18 protein-coding genes and 1 tRNA gene are annotated in these 18,195 nt (G+C 38.9%); 5 read left to right on the top strand and 14 right to left on the bottom strand.

The genetic code is table 11. The features are described from left to right. Positions 1–39 precede the first annotated feature (39 nt). The gene (locus B1R93_RS14800; protein WP_088104756.1) at positions 40–462 is read right to left on the bottom strand and encodes a hypothetical protein; all 423 of its coding nucleotides are present in this window, start codon (positions 460–462) and stop codon (positions 40–42) included. A gap of 463 nt (positions 463–925) precedes the next feature. Between B1R93_RS14800 and B1R93_RS14795 the strand changes: the two genes are divergently transcribed. The 4 genes from B1R93_RS14795 (at position 926) to B1R93_RS14780 (ending at position 5,309) form a co-directional block, all read left to right on the top strand. Continuing rightward, on the top strand, positions 926–1,645 hold the full coding sequence (locus B1R93_RS14795) for a response regulator transcription factor (RefSeq protein WP_088104755.1): 720 nt from the start codon (positions 926–928) through the stop codon (positions 1,643–1,645). Further along, the gene (locus B1R93_RS14790; protein ID WP_088104754.1) at positions 1,642–3,075 is read left to right on the top strand and encodes a sensor histidine kinase; all 1,434 of its coding nucleotides are present in this window, start codon (positions 1,642–1,644) and stop codon (positions 3,073–3,075) included. Before B1R93_RS14795 ends, B1R93_RS14790 begins: the two co-directional genes overlap by 4 nt. A gap of 141 nt (positions 3,076–3,216) precedes the next feature. Next, positions 3,217–4,206 (top strand): phosphatase PAP2 family protein, encoded by a 990-nt coding sequence (locus B1R93_RS14785; protein WP_088104753.1) that lies wholly within the window; start codon positions 3,217–3,219, stop codon positions 4,204–4,206. Continuing rightward, a complete protein-coding gene (locus tag B1R93_RS14780; protein WP_088104752.1) occupies positions 4,203–5,309 on the top strand; it encodes an acyltransferase family protein in 1,107 nt (368 codons plus the stop codon). Before B1R93_RS14785 ends, B1R93_RS14780 begins: the two co-directional genes overlap by 4 nt. 147 nt (positions 5,310–5,456) lie before the next feature. Here B1R93_RS14780 and B1R93_RS14775 read toward each other — a convergent pair whose 3' ends face one another. The 10 genes from B1R93_RS14775 to lpdA form a co-directional block, all read right to left on the bottom strand. Continuing rightward, complete coding sequence (locus B1R93_RS14775) at positions 5,457–6,536, bottom strand: serine hydrolase domain-containing protein (RefSeq protein WP_088104751.1); 1,080 nt, start codon at positions 6,534–6,536, stop codon at positions 5,457–5,459. A gap of 384 nt (positions 6,537–6,920) precedes the next feature. Further along, positions 6,921–6,995: transfer RNA gene (locus B1R93_RS14770), tRNA-Arg, on the bottom strand. Positions 6,996–7,073: 78 nt separating this feature from the next. Beyond that, on the bottom strand, positions 7,074–7,436 hold the full coding sequence (locus B1R93_RS14765) for a hypothetical protein (protein WP_088104750.1): 363 nt from the start codon (positions 7,434–7,436) through the stop codon (positions 7,074–7,076). Between the two features lie 158 nt (positions 7,437–7,594). Continuing rightward, a complete protein-coding gene (locus B1R93_RS14760; protein ID WP_088104749.1) occupies positions 7,595–8,023 on the bottom strand; it encodes a BrxA/BrxB family bacilliredoxin in 429 nt (142 codons plus the stop codon). 157 nt (positions 8,024–8,180) lie between these two features. Beyond that, complete coding sequence (locus B1R93_RS14755; protein ID WP_088104748.1) at positions 8,181–9,299, bottom strand: metal ABC transporter solute-binding protein, Zn/Mn family; 1,119 nt, start codon at positions 9,297–9,299, stop codon at positions 8,181–8,183. Positions 9,300–9,518: 219 nt separating this feature from the next. Next, the gene (locus B1R93_RS14750; protein ID WP_088104747.1) at positions 9,519–10,001 is read right to left on the bottom strand and encodes a hypothetical protein; all 483 of its coding nucleotides are present in this window, start codon (positions 9,999–10,001) and stop codon (positions 9,519–9,521) included. A 197-nt stretch (positions 10,002–10,198) separates the two neighbouring features. Continuing rightward, entirely contained in the window at positions 10,199–11,440 is a 1,242-nt protein-coding gene (locus B1R93_RS14745) for a dihydrolipoamide acetyltransferase family protein (protein WP_088104746.1), read from the bottom strand. Positions 11,441–11,456: 16 nt separating this feature from the next. Continuing rightward, the gene (locus B1R93_RS14740) at positions 11,457–12,440 is read right to left on the bottom strand and encodes an alpha-ketoacid dehydrogenase subunit beta (RefSeq protein WP_088104745.1); all 984 of its coding nucleotides are present in this window, start codon (positions 12,438–12,440) and stop codon (positions 11,457–11,459) included. Between the two features lie 15 nt (positions 12,441–12,455). Then, complete coding sequence (locus B1R93_RS14735) at positions 12,456–13,448, bottom strand: thiamine pyrophosphate-dependent dehydrogenase E1 component subunit alpha (protein ID WP_088104744.1); 993 nt, start codon at positions 13,446–13,448, stop codon at positions 12,456–12,458. Between the two features lie 16 nt (positions 13,449–13,464). Next, on the bottom strand, positions 13,465–14,889 hold the full coding sequence (lpdA, locus tag B1R93_RS14730; protein ID WP_088104743.1) for a dihydrolipoyl dehydrogenase: 1,425 nt from the start codon (positions 14,887–14,889) through the stop codon (positions 13,465–13,467). Positions 14,890–15,301: 412 nt separating this feature from the next. Between lpdA and B1R93_RS14725 the strand changes: the two genes are divergently transcribed. Beyond that, entirely contained in the window at positions 15,302–15,547 is a 246-nt protein-coding gene (locus B1R93_RS14725; RefSeq protein ID WP_088104742.1) for a DUF2627 domain-containing protein, read from the top strand. Between the two features lie 30 nt (positions 15,548–15,577). Here B1R93_RS14725 and B1R93_RS14720 read toward each other — a convergent pair whose 3' ends face one another. From B1R93_RS14720 to steA, 3 genes are read right to left on the bottom strand one after another with little or no spacing between them, the layout of a single operon-like run. Continuing rightward, complete coding sequence (locus B1R93_RS14720; RefSeq protein WP_088104741.1) at positions 15,578–16,372, bottom strand: hypothetical protein; 795 nt, start codon at positions 16,370–16,372, stop codon at positions 15,578–15,580. Continuing rightward, positions 16,369–17,037: a glycosyltransferase family 2 protein gene (locus B1R93_RS14715; RefSeq protein ID WP_088104740.1), complete on the bottom strand. Its 669-nt coding sequence runs from the start codon at positions 17,035–17,037 to the stop codon at positions 16,369–16,371. Before B1R93_RS14715 ends, B1R93_RS14720 begins: the two co-directional genes overlap by 4 nt. Further along, positions 17,030–18,166, bottom strand: a complete 1,137-nt coding sequence (steA, locus tag B1R93_RS14710) for a putative cytokinetic ring protein SteA (RefSeq protein WP_088104739.1) — start codon at positions 18,164–18,166, stop codon at positions 17,030–17,032. The genes B1R93_RS14715 and steA overlap by 8 nt, the downstream gene beginning before the upstream one ends. Positions 18,167–18,195 lie beyond the last annotated feature (29 nt).

The raw sequence follows: 18,195 nt of genomic DNA, 5'->3' as shown, positions 1-18,195 counted from the left end.
TGTCATTTGGTTACGTGTTTATTCTGAAACGTTCATTACCTATTGATTGTATTCTTTTAACCCGATAACAATTAGTGCTTGAAGTTCTTCTTCTGTTAACCGATCCTGGTATTTTTGGATAAACTCTTGTTGTTCATGAGGAGTTAATCCTGATTGTACTTTCCGTGCAATATCTGTTAATTCCTTTGCAGAAAATTTACTCATCACGACCTTTAAGCCCTCTTCTTTTGTCGTAAATGGCAAATGTTCTTGTTGGCTATGGTCATTCTTTTTTAAGTCTTCAAGCATGTCTTTAATGAACGGATCCTCTAAATATTGGTCAACTGACTCTTCTGTTAAAAATTCGTCTGATACATGGTTCATCATTTTTTCTGAGGCATAGCCTAACAATAATTGGTACCCTCCATAACCTATTAAAGAAACGATGAATATGATACCGATGACAGCAAGACCTTTCTTCACTTTGACACCTTCCTTTAATATAACCTTTTTTGTCCATTTTATATCGGGAAATTATAAAGGGGAATCTTTTTTCCATCTTTCTCGTTTCTCTTGAATTTATTAGAATTTAAAGAGAGAATAAAAAGGAATTGATTCTCCCTTATTTAATGACTATAAACATAAGAATGAGGCTGCTTTTGAATGACAAAGTGGAAAGTTCTAATGCCGATCACATTTTCTATGAATTCGAGTCATATACTCTTAAGCACTAAACTTGTTTTAAAAATTAGTATGTTTACGTTAAAATAAAAAGATGGTATTTGCAGGGCACTGAAAAAGGGAGCTTTTCCCTTTTTAATGCCCTCGAAGCAATGAGCCGTTGCTGCTTCCTAGCGTGACTTTCAAGGGATTTTTCAGTGGCCTTTGGTTTTTACCTTTTTCAGTGGCTTCGGTATTTGGTTGTTTTAGCAAAGGAGGCTTTGATTTGAGTATTCCTAAAGTATTAATCGCAGACGATGATCCGAATGTATGCGAGATTATTCGCTTATTTTTTTCGGAAAATAATTTTGAAGTGATCGAAGCATCAAATGGGCATGAGGCTCTTTCCTTATTCGAATCTACTAATCCTGATATTATTTTATTAGATATTATGATGCCTGGGATGGATGGCTATGAGGTGTGCCGAGAAATTAGAAAAAAAGCAGACATTCCGATTATCATGCTCTCGGCAAAGGATGAGGAATTTGACCGTATCCTCGGTTTAGAAATTGGCGCAGACGACTATGTGACCAAGCCGTTTAGCCCAAGAGAAATTATCGCACGAATAAAAGCAATCTTTAGAAGGACAACGGTTAAAAACAGCACCGAACTTGAACATAATGAAGAGATTTATCAATTCAAACCATTTAAAATCGATGTAAAAAAACGAGAAGTCATTGTGGATGGGACCCCTTTATTCTTTCGACCAAAGGAATTTGATCTCCTCCTCTATCTTATCCGCCATTCTAACGCAGTACTTACACGAGATCAATTACTTGAGCACGTTTGGGGCTTTGATTTTGAAGGGGATATTCGTACCGTAGATGTTCACGTAAAACGAATCCGAAATGAATTTGCAAAACATCAAATTGATTGCATTCATACAGTTTGGGGCGTTGGCTACCAATTTCTTTTAAAAGAAAGGGATGATTCGCCTTCATTATGAAGTGGTTAAACCAAAGCTTATTGCGGCGATTGTTAGTAAGTTTATTCTTAATTGTATTTTTAGGATTTGGCATAATCGGTATCTTTATTTATAAGTCAACAACCGATTATTTAACTGATCAACAGCGACAGGATATGCTTCGTCAAGCACGAAATGTAAACGGTGCAATTTTACATAGTGAGCAAGTAACTCCAGAAATTTCGAGAACCCTTGAGCAAATTGGTGAGTTTTCTGAAACAACGATTTGGTTAATTAATAAATCGGGTGAAATTGTTGCGAGCTCTTCAAAACAAGAGTTATTTATAGGTGGATTAATAAATGAAGAGCTATTAGCTGATATACTAGAGGGAAAAACGAACATTCAAGTCATGGACATTGAAGAAGACGACAGACCGATGCTTTCTGTCATTGTCCCTTGGGGTACGGCTGAACAAATTCATGGCGGCATCATCCTTCACTCACCTATTGGAGGAATTAAGTCTACCGCCCAAAATATTCGCGAAATCGTACTGTGGGCGATTCTCTTTGGAATTGCCATTGTCGGTCTACTCGTCTCTTATTTCTCATGGTCTATAACAAAGCCATTAAAAAAAATTGAAGAAGCCGCTAATGAAATTGCTAGAGGAAATTACAGCAAGCAGGTCGAACATAATGTACCTGGGGAAATTGGCGAACTAATCAACTCATTTAATCGAATGGCACAAACATTGAATAATGTTGAAAAAGAACGAGATGCATTGGAAAAGCGGCGAACTGATTTTATTGCAAACATTTCCCATGAGCTTCGTACACCTTTAACAGCAATGAAGGGATTTTTAGAAGCACTTATGGATGGGCTTGTAAAGGACCGGGACTCTCAGCAACGATATTACGAAATTATGTACCGAGAATCAGAGTATTTAAATGTCTTAGTGAATGATTTAATGGATTTAATTAAATTAGAGAAGGATGAAGTTTCTCTAGACCTTTACTATGTACAACTTGAAGAAGTATTAAAAAAGGTCGCCCTCAATCTCCAACCAACAATTGACGAAAAAGGTAATCAGCTTGTAGTTGATGCTCCCGCACAGCTGCCACCGATTTTAGGTGACTCCATGCGTCTTGAGCAAATATTTAAAAATTTAATTCATAATGCGAATAAATTTACAAGCAATGGCATGATTTCAATTCGTTTTCATTATGACGATAAACATTTATATGTTGACATTGGTGATACAGGAGTTGGCATTCCTGATTACGACTTGAAGCGTATTTGGGAACGATTTTTTAAAGTTGATAGAGTTCGAGGTAAAGAAGGACGTGGTACAGGACTCGGCCTTGCTATCGTTAAAGAGCTTGTCCAGCTTCATCAAGGGTCGATTTCCGTTGAAAGTCAAATCGGAAAAGGGACAACATTTCATCTTACGTTTCCACTGGATCTTCAACTTTAAGAAAATATAAATAAAAGGCTATTGCGCTGCAATAGTCTTTTAATATATTTAATAAATTTTTAATAATTAGATCAAAAATTCATCATAATTATTGGATACAATGAAGTCAATCTTAAAAAGACAAAACTTTAGGTGATTGATATGCAACAATCTCTTGAACTAACACAAAGTGAAAAGGCAACAAAGCTTTCAATATATTCTCTTGTGGCGATTACAGCCTTGCTTTTCGTAATTCCAAGTCAATGGGAAAGGGTCCAGTTTTTCCTTTTGCTCCTCTACCCGATTTTACTTTCGAGTAAGTATTTTCACCTAGATACAGCTTTAATTAAAAAATCACTGCTTTACATTGCGATTTTTTTAGTCGCTAACTTATCGACCTTCGCCATTCATTATTGGCAGTTATTATGGGAGATAACGAATCCAGGTGGGCTTTTTGGATGGAAGCTTCGAATCGATCCTATCCTTTCAGCCATTCCCTATAATGATGGAATGTGGTTGCGTCAATTTTCAACACCATTATTGGATCGCTTCTTTGTTTATATTTACATTCATGGATTTGTCCTATGCTTGCTTGCGTTATGTGTCTACTATTTATTAACTGGGCAGCCCAAAAAGATTTTGGTTGCAATGCTTGCAGGACATTTCTTACAGTATTTATTTATCCTGCCCTTTCATTTTTGGGTTGATGGTCACCAAGTTTGGTGGATCCAGAATCAATGGTTTGGAACTGCTTTTACTGACCCAATCGTAGGTTATCGCACCGAAACGGCACCAGTTATTCCAAGTTTGAATCATGTATTCCCGAGCATGCACACGTCGATTGCAGCTGTAACGATTCTTCTTGCTCTAAGAGAAACAGCTAAGCCGGTAAGACACTTCTTTACAATTTTAAATGTCGGGATTATTATCTCAACTGTTTATTTAGGCATTCACTGGGTTATCGACGTTTTTGGCGGCGTCCTTTTCGGTTACTTAACGTTAAAGGTAGCTGATAAACTAATCCTTATTAACTGGAAGGATAAATGGAATTCGTTTGAAGAGAATGTCTATGCGTTTGTTAATCCTCTTGATAAATACCATGTAAAACAGCATCCGTTTGATACGTCACATTTTTGGTGGGATCAAAAATGACACAAACAACAAAGTGTAAGGAGTTATTTTTCTTACGAGGAATCGCATGTCTTAGCATTGTACTCTTACATGCGATTGGACTTGGATTAACATCAATAACGAAAGAAGGACTAACAGGGGTATTCTTTGATTCCATTCACGTCCTTCTCTATTTTGCAACACCCTTATTCATTTTTATCTCTATGTTTATCTTAGGCTATTCGTATCGACATCGACCACTTCCGCATACGTTTTTGAAAAACCGGATCTTGTATCTTTTTCTCCCATTTTTATTTATGGCGTTCTTTTATTCTATTCCATACGCCAGTTCCTTTAAAGATTGGGGATTGAAATTTTTATTAAATTCGGTTATCGGAGATTATCACGGTTATTTCGTGCTAATTATTTTTCAATTCTTTGTTTTGTATTTGTTATTACACAAAGTTTTACCTAGATTTAATCCAGCCGTTGTGCTTATTAGTTCATTTATTATCAACGCTTCGTATTTAGCGTTTTTCAATTTCACAACTCCTTGGGCAGTGCCATACGCTGATTATATTTGGGAGCGGTTTTATTGGGTTCCGTTTCTCGGTTGGCTGTTCTATTTTACTTTAGGCTATTACTGCGGGACGTATTACGAACGCTTTATGGTTCAATTAGAAAAATGGAAAGGCCTTGTTCTAGCCGGCCCTCTCTTAACGAGTGCGCTCCTGCTTTTCTTTTATCACTCTGATTGGTTAGCTATTCACAGCTCGAAGCGCATTGATATGCTGTTTCACACAATGACAGTCGGCTTTTTCTTATTTTACATTGCCAATAAGATGCAGACTATCCCACAATCCATTGTATTTATTAGTCAATACTCATTCGGCATCTACTTGCTTCATATGTTCTATCAAGCTGTCTTTGACTTTGCTTTTCAGTTCATGTCAATCAATCTTGGTTATTCCTATATCTTTCTACTCTTTGCCGGGAGTACGATGTGCTCGATTTACACAATCCAGTATGTATCGAGATGGAAATACGCTGCTTATTTAATAGGAAAAGTTGGAATTGGCTATCAGCAGCCATCGACTAGGAAAACGCAGAAAGCGATACAATCATACTCCTCTCACACTGGATAAACGAAAGGGGTTGTATCAAAAGCATTAAAGCGTGCACAGCAATAGCTTCGTCCGCTACATGTCTTACGATGAGAACCCCACTCATCATGAAGGCTGTGCCCAAAAGGTTAAAAAACAACCTTTGGGCACAGCCTCTTTGAATGCTTATTAGCTTCGTTCATCCTCCATTAATTCTTCCTTCGTCAATTGTGCCTCTAAAATAAGCTCAAGAAGTCGCAATCGTTGCTCTTGATTCACACTTCGATTTAATAATCGAAATGTTCTTGGGTTCGAATCGACTCGATGAACAAACACCATGTTTTTTTCAGGAATGATATCAATGGATTGACCATATCGGCCTATCGCAGAGTAAAGTCCAAGTTCTGAAAATGGAGACTCAGTTGCGACCCACCACATATACCCGTAGGAATAAATAGCGTTATTTGGTACCTTTGCTTGCGCTGTTGTGCTTAGCTTTATCCAGTCTTTTGGGATGAGCTGCTGACCAGCCCATGCTCCTTCCTGCAGATAAAGCTGTCCAAATCGAGCCATATCTCTAGCTGACATTTGAAATAAATATGAGGGATGAATTGAAAACTGTGGTTCTTCTTTATAAGTCGTATTCAATAACGTGAAATCCTCCATACCAATTGGATCCGCAATCGCTTCTTTAAATTCTTTAAACAAATCTAAATTTGTTTGCTTATTGAAAATGGTTCCTAACACATTAAAGTCCCAATTATTATAATAGAAATGACTTCCAGCCTCATGTGTTTCTCTACCTGGTCGATTTCTCCTCATTCTCCATGATTCTTCTCCAGCCTCATGATATACCCCTGAAGTTGAGGTTAACAAGTGACGTATCGTTGCTTGTTTTTCAAGGTATGTCAATGGCGGAGAATCATCTATTTCTAATGTTTCTAATGTATCATTAAGATGCAATTGCTCCCCTTTCATATGAATTCCATATAATGCACTGAGAAAGCTTTTGCGTACTGAATGAGCATTCGTATTTTTTGAAACGTCCCCCCATGAAACGAGGACCTTTCCATCATAAATGACCATAAAGGCTGTAGAATTTAAGGCCTCATAATAGCTCCTGGCCTTTGCTAACCTTTCGGAAGAAAAGCCTGCTTCCTCTGGTGACTCATGAGCTTCCCATGTAGTTTCCTTCACGTTATTTTTCGAAAAAAAAATATAGTATGCTGTCAAAGCAATAAGACTAATAAAGATAAATCCGACTACCATACCCCTTCTCCTTTTCAGTAAACGCAATTCTAATCATCCTTTATATTTATAATTGCTTTATCCTTTTATTTATACCCTCTATCCTGATTTTAAAAACCTATCATTCTATTTATCAATGGATTGGCGATGAAAACATCTGTAAGTAGGTTGTATTACCTGTAATGATATTATAACAGCAATAATGAGCGCTCAGCTAAGAGTGAGTTCCCATAATGGGCGAATGACGAGTATTAGCCATTGCGACTTTAGTGCAGAGCCCCCTGCATAAATGAGAGCTTCAGAATATGAAGCTTAGAAATATCCAAATAGCAGTTAAACTAGTAATCTCTAAAAAAAAAATAAACCTCGAATTAAATAATCGAGGTTTATAGTAGTATGTATAATTGGCGCGCCTAGTAGGACTCGAACCTACAACGCAAGAACCGGAATCTTGAATGATATCCCTTTCACCATAGGCGCATTCCTTATGAGCGACATAATCTAATATATAACAAAAGGGAAGAGATGTCAAGGTTTTACTCCCCTCCCTTCCATTTATTATGCTTGCTTTGCGGATGTACCTTCTTCAAACATTACATTAAATCTTTCATTAATATCGTCCTCTGTATAGCCAGCCGCACCAAGACGTGCTGCTAAGTTTTTTGCCCAAAGCTGTAAACGTTGTGCCATCTTTGTATATTTCTTTGATTCGCTTCCCTTTTTTTCTTTTGCACGGCCCTCTGCGTTAGACATAACATTTTCAACGATAAATAAAGCTTTCCAAACGGTCTCTTCATCATAACCTTCATTAGATTGTGCTAGCTCGTCAATCACTTTTTTATAATAGTCACTAAACTCTTTAAATGAAATTTCCTCATCCATATTTAAATACACTTGAATCTGTTCGTACAATGGTTGCATGAATTGCCCACTCCTTTATCAATATCTGGATTATTATAGCATATTTTTTCTAGAGAGACGAGTTTGTGCTCAAATACTAAACGACTCTTTCTAATCCTATTAAAAAAGGATTGCTCCAATCGATATCAACGATTTGGATCAATCCTTTTGTCATGCCTTTATGCACCACAATACTCATCAAAAGCCTTCTCGAGCTTTTGAACAACTTGAATTGGTTCATGTCCTTCAATTTCGTGGCGTTCAACCATCGTTAAAATTTCCCCATCTTTTAACAACGCGAACGAAGGGGAAGATGGCGCATATCCAGTAAAATAGCTACGTGCTTTTGCCGTCGCTTCCTTGTCCTGTCCTGCAAATACAGTAACAAAACGATCTGGTTTTTTATCGTAGTTCTTCATATAAGCTGCAGCTGGACGAGCAATCCCACCAGCACAGCCACAAACTGAGTTTATCATAACAAGTGTCGTACCTTCCTCATTCAAAACCTGGTCAACGTCTTCAGGGGTTGTAAGTTCTTGATAACCGGCTTCAACCATTTCCTTACGAGCGATTTCTACGACATCATTCATAAAAAAGTTAAATTGCATAGATGATAACGCCTCCTACCATGAAATTCTTACTACTATTGTAACCTTTTCTTAAAAATAAACCAAATAAAATTGCTTACGTTTATGTATAGCAACAACAAATAATAGGGGCATCATTCAGGCAACTTCCCCCCCTTATGACACCCCTATTGTATTCTTATTGTAAAGCTGTACGTAGCGATTCAATATTCTTTTTCATTAAAGAAAAATAATCTTCACCATTCTCTACATCTTCCTTACTAAGTGCTTCAAGGTTATGTAGGTATAACACTTCTGCCTCTACCTCATTTTTTACAATTTCAGCAACCTTAGGAGTAATGTTCTGTTCAAATAAAATATGATTCAATTCCTTTTCTTTTGCTAATTGAATGATATCTTGAAGCTGACGCTGTGACGGTTCATTTGTCGGTGAGAGACCAGCAATGCCGATTTGGTGAACATCGTAACGCGCTTCCCAATAACCATACCCTGCATGAGAAACAAGGAATGAATCTTTGTTGGCAGCCTCACTCATTTCTTTAAATTCTGCATCTATTGCTTCAAGTTCAGCCTTTACTTGGTCAAAATTTGTTGTAAAATAAGCTTCCTGTTCAGGCATTAATTCAACTAACGTATCTTTAATATTTTCAGCTAGCTTTATAGAGCGTACTGGATCAAGCCAAACATGTGGATCTTCATCATGGTTATGCTCTTGCTCGTCCTCATGAACAGACTCTTCGTGTGCTTCTTCCTCATGCTCGTGACCATGCTCATCCTCATGCCCTTCTTCCTCATGAGCGTGAGCAGCTTCTTCCTCATGTCCCTCTTCCTCATGAGCGTGAGCAGCTTCTTCCTCATGAGCGTGCTCATCATGCTCGTCAGAACCAAAATCAATTAGATCAATACCCTCTGACGCTTTCACAATCTTAAGATTTTCCCCTTCAACTGTATCAATAATTGCGTCAACAAATCCTTCTAACCCTGCACCGTTATAAATAAACGCATCTCCTTCAACGACCTCAATCATTTGCTTTGCCGTTGGCTCAAATGTATGAGCATCTGCCCCAATTGGTACTAAATTCGTTACATGAACGAATTCACCGCCAATTTTGTTAGCAAAATCCTCTAATGGATAAATAGTTGTAAATAAATTTAATGATTCCGTACTTTCAACGATATCTTCCTCGATGTCAGCCGTAACCTCTTCATCTGTCGTTTTTTCTCCTTCGCCTCCACAAGCCACAAGAAAAGATGAAAGAACGAGCATCATTGCAAATAAACTCTCTTTCAATTTCATAACGTTCCCCTTTCGTAATAATTACGTTTTGTCTCGTTTTGAATTATATCGTAATGTCTACGATTTGTAAACGAGATTGCCCAATTCTGTGACTCCGATACATAGAAAAAAGTGTTAGCATTTCACTAACACCTTCTTAACTATATTGCCATTTTTTTGAAACATGCTAAAGCATTGGCTTTGCTCCTCGAAATGAACGATTGTAACATTAGAGCGAGTTTAATTTACTCCCTCTAATTTCTTTTTTAACATTTCGTTCATTTGCCGATGCTGTTCAAATAACTGAGGTAGAAGTTGTTTAATCTTTTCATCATCACGTTTTTCAACGGCATCTCTAAAATCAACTTGTAGCTGTTTATGCTTTTCAAAAAAAGCCTTAAAGTCTTCGTTTTTGTGCTCATTAACAAGCTCGCCGCGTTTTTTTGCTTCATTTATTTTTTTTCTAAGTAAATCCCGTTCTTTGCGAATCTCATGCCATTCCTCTGTGTGATTTGGTGCATATTTTTCGGCAAGCAACTCATGGTAAAAATCCATGTGAACTTGCATCTTTTTGAACATTTCCTTATTATGCTGACAATGCTCTTGGCTCGGTTCCTTGCTTTGCTCATCCTCTGCAAAGACAGGCTGCATTAGTGAAATGGAGAGCATACAAACAACAAAAGCAGCTTGCGATAGTAAAAACAGCTGATGAAATCGTTTCATAAAATGGTCACCCTTTCTTGATAGTAACCATAGCGTAACCACTAACTAGAAAAACATGTATGTTCAAGGAAATGTTCTAAAAATGGGAGAAACTACTTAAGACAATCCGCAGACTTCAACTAAGTAAAATAGAGGGCACTGAAAAAGGGTGAGTTTCCCTTTTTCAGTGCCCTCATAAATTAAACTATTTTTTATTATTAATAAATTGAAATTGTTTTTTCGTTCATGTTTTCTAATTTTTCCTTCACTCGGGCAAGGAAGCGTCCGCAGATTAATCCGTCAAGAATTCGGTGATCTAGAGACAAGCATAAATTCACCATACTTCGAATCGCAATCACGTCACCGACTTCACTCTCGATAACTACCGGCTTTTTCACAATTGATTCAATCGATAAAATCGCCGCTTGGGGCTGATTAATAATCGGTGTTGAGAGAATTGAACCAAAGGAACCTGTATTATTTATCGTAAACGTTCCACCTTCAGTATCAGCCAATGTTAACTGACCCGTACGAGCTTTGTTTGCTAAATTTTGCACTTCTCGCGCAAGACCTTTTATCGTCTTTTCATCGGCCTGCTTAATCACCGGAACAAACAATGCATCCTCTGCTGCCACAGCGACAGAAACGTTGATATCCTTCTTTTGAATAATTTTATTTCCTCCCCACATTGAATTAACTTGTGGATATTCCTTTAAAGCTTCAACCGTTGCTTTAATGAAAAATGGTAAGAAGGTTAAATTCATCCCCTCTTGTTCCTTAAAGCTTTCCTTTACTCGTTGGCGATAATTCACTAGGTTTGTCACATCTACTTCAACCATCATCCATGCATGCGGCGCCTCATGCTTACTACGGACCATATTTTCGGCAATGGCTTTGCGTACTCCTGTAACAGGTACCTCTACGTCCGTACTAAGTGTTGGTACAGGAACTGGTTGTTTTTTAAAATCAATTTTCACTTCAGGAATCGTTGGTTCCTCATTGTTTGTCTCTGGACCATGCTCAATGATATTCTGAATGTCTTTCCGAGTAATTCTTCCGCCCTTGCCTGTTCCTTTCACGTTCTCAAGAGAGATATCGTGCTCTTGTGCTAATTTCAACACCGCAGGAGAGTAGCGGTTTTTTTGTGAATCATCCGAAGTTGTCAAGACTGATTCCGTTTTCTGCTGATTTACTGGTTCAGCCTTAAGTTCTTTCGGTACTTCCTCCGCCTCAATTGTACAAATAACGGTTCCTACTGCTACCGTTTCATCCTCGGCCACAAGAAGCTCTTTAATTGTTCCAGTATAGGATGAAGGCACATCTGCATTCACCTTATCTGTCATAACCTCAGCAAGTGGGTCATATTTATTCACTTTGTCACCTGGCTTCACTAGCCATTTACTAATTGTTCCCTCGGTTACACTTTCTCCAAGTTGAGGCATCGTAATGTTCGTCGCCATGTTATTCCCCCTACTACTAAAATTCAGCCAATTCTCGCATCGCTTTTTCGACTTTTTCTGGATTCACCATAAAGAATTTTTCCATTGTAGGCGCATAAGGCATAGCCGGAACATCTGGACCTGCCAAACGTTGAATTGGTGCATCTAAATCAAATAAACAATGCTCGGCAATAATCGCCGCAACCTCACTCATAATGCTTCCTTCTTTATTTGCCTCTGTTACTAATAAAACTTTACCTGTCCGACTTGCCGCCTCAATAATCGCTTCTTTATCAAGTGGATAGACTGTACGAAGATCAAGAATATGAGCGGAAATCCCATCTTTTTCTAATCGTTCAGCGGCTTGTAATGCAAAATGTACACAAAGGCCATATGTAATGACAGTAATATCATCGCCTTCTTTTTTTACATCTGCTTTTCCTATTGGAAGGGTATAGTCATCTTCAGGGACTTCCCCCTTAATTAACCTGTAGGCACGCTTATGTTCAAAAAAGAGTACAGGATCATCGTCACGAATTGCTGCCTTTAACAGTCCTTTTACATCATACGGAGTAGAAGGCATGACAATCTTAAGACCTGGTACATTTGCAAACAGCGCTTCGACCGATTGCGAATGATACAGCGCCCCATGAACCCCACCGCCATATGGTGCTCGGATCGTAATTGGACATTGCCAATCATTATTCGAACGGTAGCGGATCTTAGCCGCCTCGGAAACAATCTGGTTTACAGCTGGCATAATGAAATCAGCAAATTGCATCTCTGCAACTGGACGCATGCCATACATTGCTGCACCAACTCCAACCCCTGCAATTGCTGATTCTGCAAGTGGAGTATCAATCACACGTTGTTCACCAAACTGTTCATATAACCCATTCGTTGCACGAAAGACCCCTCCTCGTGCTCCAACATCTTCCCCAAGAACAAAGACTTTCTCATCTCGTTCCATTTCTTCTTTTAATGCTTGTGTAACTGCCTCGATATATGAAATTACTGGCATGTAGTTTCCCCCTTCCTATTCGGCGTAAACGTGCTTTAAAGCATCTTCAGGATCAGCATACGGTGCATTTTCTGCATAATCTGTTGCATTATTGATTAGACTCGCGATTCGCTCTTCCATCTCCTGTAAACTCTCATCCGTTAATAGCCCTACCTCACGTAAATAGTCTGCAAATGTATGAATCGGATCAAGCTTCTTCGCATCATCCACCTCTTCACGAGAACGGTAGGTTCTGTCGTCGTCATCACTTGAATGTGGCGTTAATCGATAACAAACAGCTTCGACTAACGTCGGCCCTTCACCACGTCGGCCACGCTCGGCAGCTTCCTTTACCGCTTCATAAACTGCAAGCGGGTCATTGCCATCTACAGTCACCCCAGGCATCCCATAGCCAATTGCTCTGTCTGACACATTCTCACACGCCAATTGCTTCTCTAGTGGAACAGAAATCGCATATTTATTGTTTTCACACATGAAAATACACGGCAATTTATGAACTGCGGCAAAGTTTAAGCCCTCATGGAAATCACCTTGGTTTGATGAGCCTTCGCCGAAGGTTGTAAAGGTTACAAAATCCTTCCCTTCTAATCTTCCCCCTAACGCTATCCCGACCGCATGAGGCACCTGAGTCGTTACTGGAGAAGACCCTGTCACAATACGGTTTTTCCGCTGGCCAAAATGTCCGGGCATTTGGCGTCCGCCCGAGTTTGGATCCTCCGCCTTAGCAAAATTTGAAAGCATGACTTCACGCGTCGTCATTCCGAAAGCTAAGACAACACCTAAATCACGGTAGTATGGTAGAATATAGTCTTTTTCACGATCAAGTGCGAACGACGCCCCAATTTGAGCTGCTTCCTGTCCTTGGCATGATACGACGAATGGGATCTTTCCTGCTCGATTTAATAACCACATCCGTTCATCAATTTTTCGTGCAAGAAGCATCATTTCGTACATATTTAACACCTTATCATCTGATAAGCCTAATGCTTGGTGTCGGTTTCCAGACATTGTATTTCCTCCTTTATTATGAATGGATTGCTAGTCCATCTACTGCTAATGCAGCCTCGCCAATAATTTCTGATAAAGTAGGGTGTGGGTGAATCGTTTGTGCGACTTCCCAATGTGCAGCATCTAATACTTTCGCAATAGCCGCTTCAGAAATCATGTCAGTTACATGTGGACCAATCATATGTATACCAAGTAAATCATCATTCTCTTCATTTGCTATTAGTTTAACAAACCCGTCAGTCTCCCCGAAAACTAGTGCTTTCCCAATTCCTTTAAAAGGGAATCTTCCCACTTTTACTTTATAGCCCTTTTCTACTGCCTCTTCCTCCGTCAACCCAACACTCGCAATTTCAGGATGACTATAAATACATTTTGGAACCGACAGATAATCGATTGGTGTTGGCTTTTTGCGTGCCAGATGGTCAACAGCTATTAGTCCCTCATGAGAGGCAACATGCGCTAGCTGCAACCCGCCAATCACATCCCCTATCGCGTAAATATGAGATTCCTTCGTTTGATAAAATTCATTTACAACGATTGAACCATCTTCAACCTCAATATCAGTATTTTCGAGTCCTATCCCCTTTACATTTGCACGACGACCAACTGAAAGAAGTAATTTATCTGCTTGAATTCGTTCTTTGTTTTCATTCATTTCATATGTAATCGATACATGCTCTTCGCTTTTCTCCAAAGAGTCCACGTCTATTTTTGCAGACGTCATTATTTGAACGCCCTTTTTCTTTAATAGTTTCGTTGCCTCACGGGTAATATCTATATCTTCTGTCGGAAGAATCTGTGGGCCAGCTTCAAGGACAGTAACATCTACACCAAAATCCGCTAGCATTGACGCCCATTCAATCCCAATCACGCCACCACCTACAATAATCATCGACGTCGGCAGCGACTCTAGTTCTAATGCTTCTTCAGATGTAAGAATTTGTGAACCATCGACGTCGAGACCTGCAATGGTTCTTGCAGATGAGCCTGTTGCTATAATGACATTTTGACCTATCAGCATTTTGTTTTCCTCACCATTTGCCATTTCTACAGAAACAGTTCCAGGTGTCGGAGAAAAGATCGAAGGACCTAGAATTCTACCCGTCCCTTCAAATACATCAATCTTTCCTTTATTCATTAACTGTTTAACGCCCTGATAGAGCTGCTTAATAATGGTTTCTTTTCGTTTCTGAACTTTCGAAAAATCAAGCGAAACTCCACTTGTCGAAACTCCAAAATCGTCCGCACGTTTGACTGTTGCAAAGACCTCGGCACTTCGGAGTAAAGCCTTACTAGGTATACATCCTTTATGAAGGCAAGTTCCCCCAAGCTTATCTTTTTCTACAATGGCTACCTTCAGCCCGTATTGAGCAGCTCGGATTGCAGCTACATAGCCACCTGTTCCCGCGCCAAGTATGACTAAATCGTACTCCTCTGCCACCTTCATCCCCTCTTTCTTTTCTATCCAAATTACTTTCGTCACAGCTTTTAAAATGCCTTCATTTGATTTTAATCGGATCTTTTACAAAACCATTTAAACCACTTACTGCTATATTACACCTTCTCGATATTGTTTTACAAAAGACTTACTTATTACCTATTATACAATGCAATGGTTGTCCCACAAAGCATTGACATCACAATATACATATATTCTTTATATACAGCTTATGTTTGAAATAGCATCAATATGATGTTCAATAAAATTAAGACCGGGTCCTAAGTTCAACTCTTAATTTCTCCTTCTTCAACTATTACTCAAATGACACAAAGTTGCAACTACTAAGATGTACATAATACTAGATTTCGGCTAAAATATTATATATGAACAAATAAAAAAGAGGAATGTAACTATGGGACGTTTTATTGCTTTAATGATTTTAATTATCCCAGCTGTCATTGCTGGTTACGGAATTAAGTTGATGCGAGATACGATTTTTCAACTATTAAATACACCTTATCCTTCTCTTCTAATTCAATTTACCGCTGGTTTTATTTTTTTTCTGGCAGGATTAAGCTTTATTGGTGGGTTTATCTTTTATCGTGATCGAAAAAATGGAAAAATTGCTCCTCGTTTTCAAAAGAGAAATCAAAAATAGAGCAGAGAAGCTTAACTTAGCTACTCTGCTCTATCTTCTTGACGGAATACCAATCTTATCTACCCAACGTAATACAGAACGTTGTTCGATTAATGCAGAAAACGACATTCGTTCTGCGATTACCATAAGAGAAAATGATAGGATAATCACAGCGGATTGAAAAATAATTGAAGTATGTGATACGGTCAAGAGTGCTAAGATTGCCCCTACTGCAGTTGCACCATTATCTCCAAGCATTGCCCGTCGATGCCCTTCAAGTACGAAGGTTAGATAAAATACCACTAATAAGTAAATCATCATCGTCAGAGAGGGAAGTGCTACTGTAAGCAGAAGGATTACTGTAAAAAAGAGGACTACCTTCCATACTCTCAATGGTCGAGTGTCAAATAAGTTCATTACATGGGGTAGCCATGTTAATAATAGAAAACAACGGATTCCTTCCCAGACGGATTGTGGTTGGTAATAATACGTAAACAGCATTGCAATGAGTAACGTTCCGATCACTTTCATAACTCCAGTTGTTACTTTTTTTTCTGCTACTAAACAGGAGAAATGCCCTTTTAATCCTTTAGGGTATGCTTGACCAAAACGATCATCTAAAAAGCCAATCAGCCAAATTCCAATTACATACGCCAATGCACCATAAGAAAAGACAAGCGACTGAGTAGGAGGAAAGGCACAAAGGACAGCATACGAAAAAACAACAAAAACACCTAAGCTATAAGGGATTTGCTGGCCTTCATAATTTATAGTTGTCCAATTTGCACAACGAAATGCAAACATACTTAAGAGAGCCATAACAGGTAAAAGAAGGATTAATATCATGATGGTCCCACCTCTCTACAATTACGCTCAATTTCCAACCACTGTTTGAAGCGATGCCGAAATCCAGTTACCGTTTTCCCCATTTCTCGATGCTTCATGTTCGTTTCGACCTCAAGAATTGTTGCATTTGCCTTTAATATATCGATTGACATCTGTGTTTCAACTCCAAAGCCTTCATATCGTCCCCGCAGGAGGATTGGAAGTAATTGACGATGAAATGCTCGTTGACCTGAAAGTGGGGCCTCTAATCGAATTCCGGTTTTCTTATAGACGATCGATTGAGCACGGCGTTTAATGAAACCAAATCCACTTTTGGCCCCTGGCTTCACTTTTGATATAATTACATCAGCTTTTTCTTCAAACAAGGGCTGTAGTAAATGAATGGCTTCAGCAGCACTTTCCTGTAAATCTGCATCTAAACAAAGGATATACTCACCTTCTACCTGCCTCCATGCCGCTTGAAGGGCCTTACCCTTCCCTTGATTTTTTGAGAAATGAATAGCATGCTCCGCTAATTTTTCTGCTAGCATACCTGTTCCATCCTGACTACCATCGTTAACAACGATCACTTCCAGCTCAAATGGAAGTGTACGCACAGCGTGAATCGTTTTCTCTAAGTACCTTTCCTCATTAAAAGCAGGGATAACCACAGAAACTTTACTCATGGCGTATCGCCTCCTTTTTTCTCCAAACATTAAAACGCCCTAAGTTTAAAAACTGGTTTCGAAGTTTGAAGCGAAGTTTTTCAAGCTGTAAGAAAATGTTTGATAGCCACTGTTTCTTTAAATCGTTTGGATGTACTAAACGGTGTATTCCTTTTAAATCTGTTATTCGGTCTCCAGCCTGAATTCTGTTTAAAAGACTTGCTCCCATTCCTGCTCTGCCTTTTTCTAAAAACTCATGTAGACTAATACGACAACCAATTAAATATAGATGACTTGCTCCTGACCAATGGGCAGCATGGATAGCAACATCCTCACTTGTCCCTACAAAGGTAATCGTTTCCGCCTCAATCCCATATTGCAAAAGGCGTTCCTTACCTGGTGATAAACCTTGCATATTTTCGTGACAAAGAATCGTGGCACCGCATTGAAGGCCTTCGATTGAAATGGAGTCCATATCCCCCAAAATAAAATCTGGAGTAAGGTTCATCCTTAAAATTCCATCTGCGGCACCATCAATCGCAATGATTTTCACTTTTTTCTTCTTTAACATGTTACGGACAGCCCTTAAATCATGTTCATAATATGGACTTCGTGCAACAATTAATACATCATAGCCATTTAATGATTTCAAGGATTGAGGCAGTTTTGGTTCAGTTAAGAAGTATGTGCATTCTCTTTTAGCATAATCAACAGTGTTCTCTACAAACGATGTAAGTTGATCTGGATAAGCTTGAGAAGCCTTCTTTAATAGAGCTTCAATCGTAGACGGAGTATATAAATGCACAGACGCTATTTCAGCAAAATCTCCCTCTTTCCGTACATGTAATGTATTGTCTTTTATGAGGATTTCTTCTCCGTTAAAGCATTCCCATTGCTGAAACGTAGTTATTACATCAAAAACAGGGATTCCTGCGTTAAGAAGCGTGGATACATTCGTATGCTTATACCGTCCACTCATCGAAGGCTTACCGTTAATGACAGCCTTCACACGCTTTTTCATTAGGCCCTCGACAGCCATGCCATCTAAATCTTCGTGCCAAATAAGGGCAATTGCTTCTGAAGGAATATAGCGTAATAACTCTTTTGTTCGTCTATGCTCATATACATTCCCTGTCAAAATCGAACTCATAACCAAAACCCTCTCTGCTTCATTTGGTT

Origin of the sequence: Halalkalibacter urbisdiaboli (assembly GCF_002156385.1) — a bacterium.
GTDB classification, from domain to species: Bacteria; Bacillota; Bacilli; order Bacillales; family Bacillaceae_D; genus Halalkalibacter_A; species Halalkalibacter_A urbisdiaboli.
This window is presented reverse-complemented; position numbering and strand designations above follow the sequence as displayed.

Excerpts from the sequence above, each read along its gene's own strand:
- B1R93_RS14715 (WP_088104740.1), bottom strand. The coding sequence starts at position 17,037 with ATGAGTAAAGTTTCTGTGGTTATCCCTGCTTTTAATGAGGAAAGGTAC.
- B1R93_RS14780 (WP_088104752.1), top strand. The coding sequence starts at position 4,203 with ATGACACAAACAACAAAGTGTAAGGAGTTATTTTTCTTACGAGGAATC.
- B1R93_RS14760 (WP_088104749.1), bottom strand. The coding sequence starts at position 8,023 with ATGCAATTTAACTTTTTTATGAATGATGTCGTAGAAATCGCTCGTAAG.
- B1R93_RS14765 (WP_088104750.1), bottom strand. The coding sequence starts at position 7,436 with ATGCAACCATTGTACGAACAGATTCAAGTGTATTTAAATATGGATGAG.
- B1R93_RS14735 (WP_088104744.1), bottom strand. The coding sequence starts at position 13,448 with ATGTCTGGAAACCGACACCAAGCATTAGGCTTATCAGATGATAAGGTG.
- B1R93_RS14750 (WP_088104747.1), bottom strand. The coding sequence starts at position 10,001 with ATGAAACGATTTCATCAGCTGTTTTTACTATCGCAAGCTGCTTTTGTT.
- B1R93_RS14720 (WP_088104741.1), bottom strand. The coding sequence starts at position 16,372 with ATGATATTAATCCTTCTTTTACCTGTTATGGCTCTCTTAAGTATGTTT.
- steA (WP_088104739.1), bottom strand. The coding sequence starts at position 18,166 with ATGAGTTCGATTTTGACAGGGAATGTATATGAGCATAGACGAACAAAA.
- B1R93_RS14775 (WP_088104751.1), bottom strand. The coding sequence starts at position 6,536 with ATGGTAGTCGGATTTATCTTTATTAGTCTTATTGCTTTGACAGCATAC.
- B1R93_RS14790 (WP_088104754.1), top strand. The coding sequence starts at position 1,642 with ATGAAGTGGTTAAACCAAAGCTTATTGCGGCGATTGTTAGTAAGTTTA.
- B1R93_RS14740 (WP_088104745.1), bottom strand. The coding sequence starts at position 12,440 with ATGCCAGTAATTTCATATATCGAGGCAGTTACACAAGCATTAAAAGAA.
- B1R93_RS14755 (WP_088104748.1), bottom strand. The coding sequence starts at position 9,299 with ATGAAATTGAAAGAGAGTTTATTTGCAATGATGCTCGTTCTTTCATCT.
- B1R93_RS14725 (WP_088104742.1), top strand. The coding sequence starts at position 15,302 with ATGGGACGTTTTATTGCTTTAATGATTTTAATTATCCCAGCTGTCATT.
- B1R93_RS14785 (WP_088104753.1), top strand. The coding sequence starts at position 3,217 with ATGCAACAATCTCTTGAACTAACACAAAGTGAAAAGGCAACAAAGCTT.
- B1R93_RS14745 (WP_088104746.1), bottom strand. The coding sequence starts at position 11,440 with ATGGCGACGAACATTACGATGCCTCAACTTGGAGAAAGTGTAACCGAG.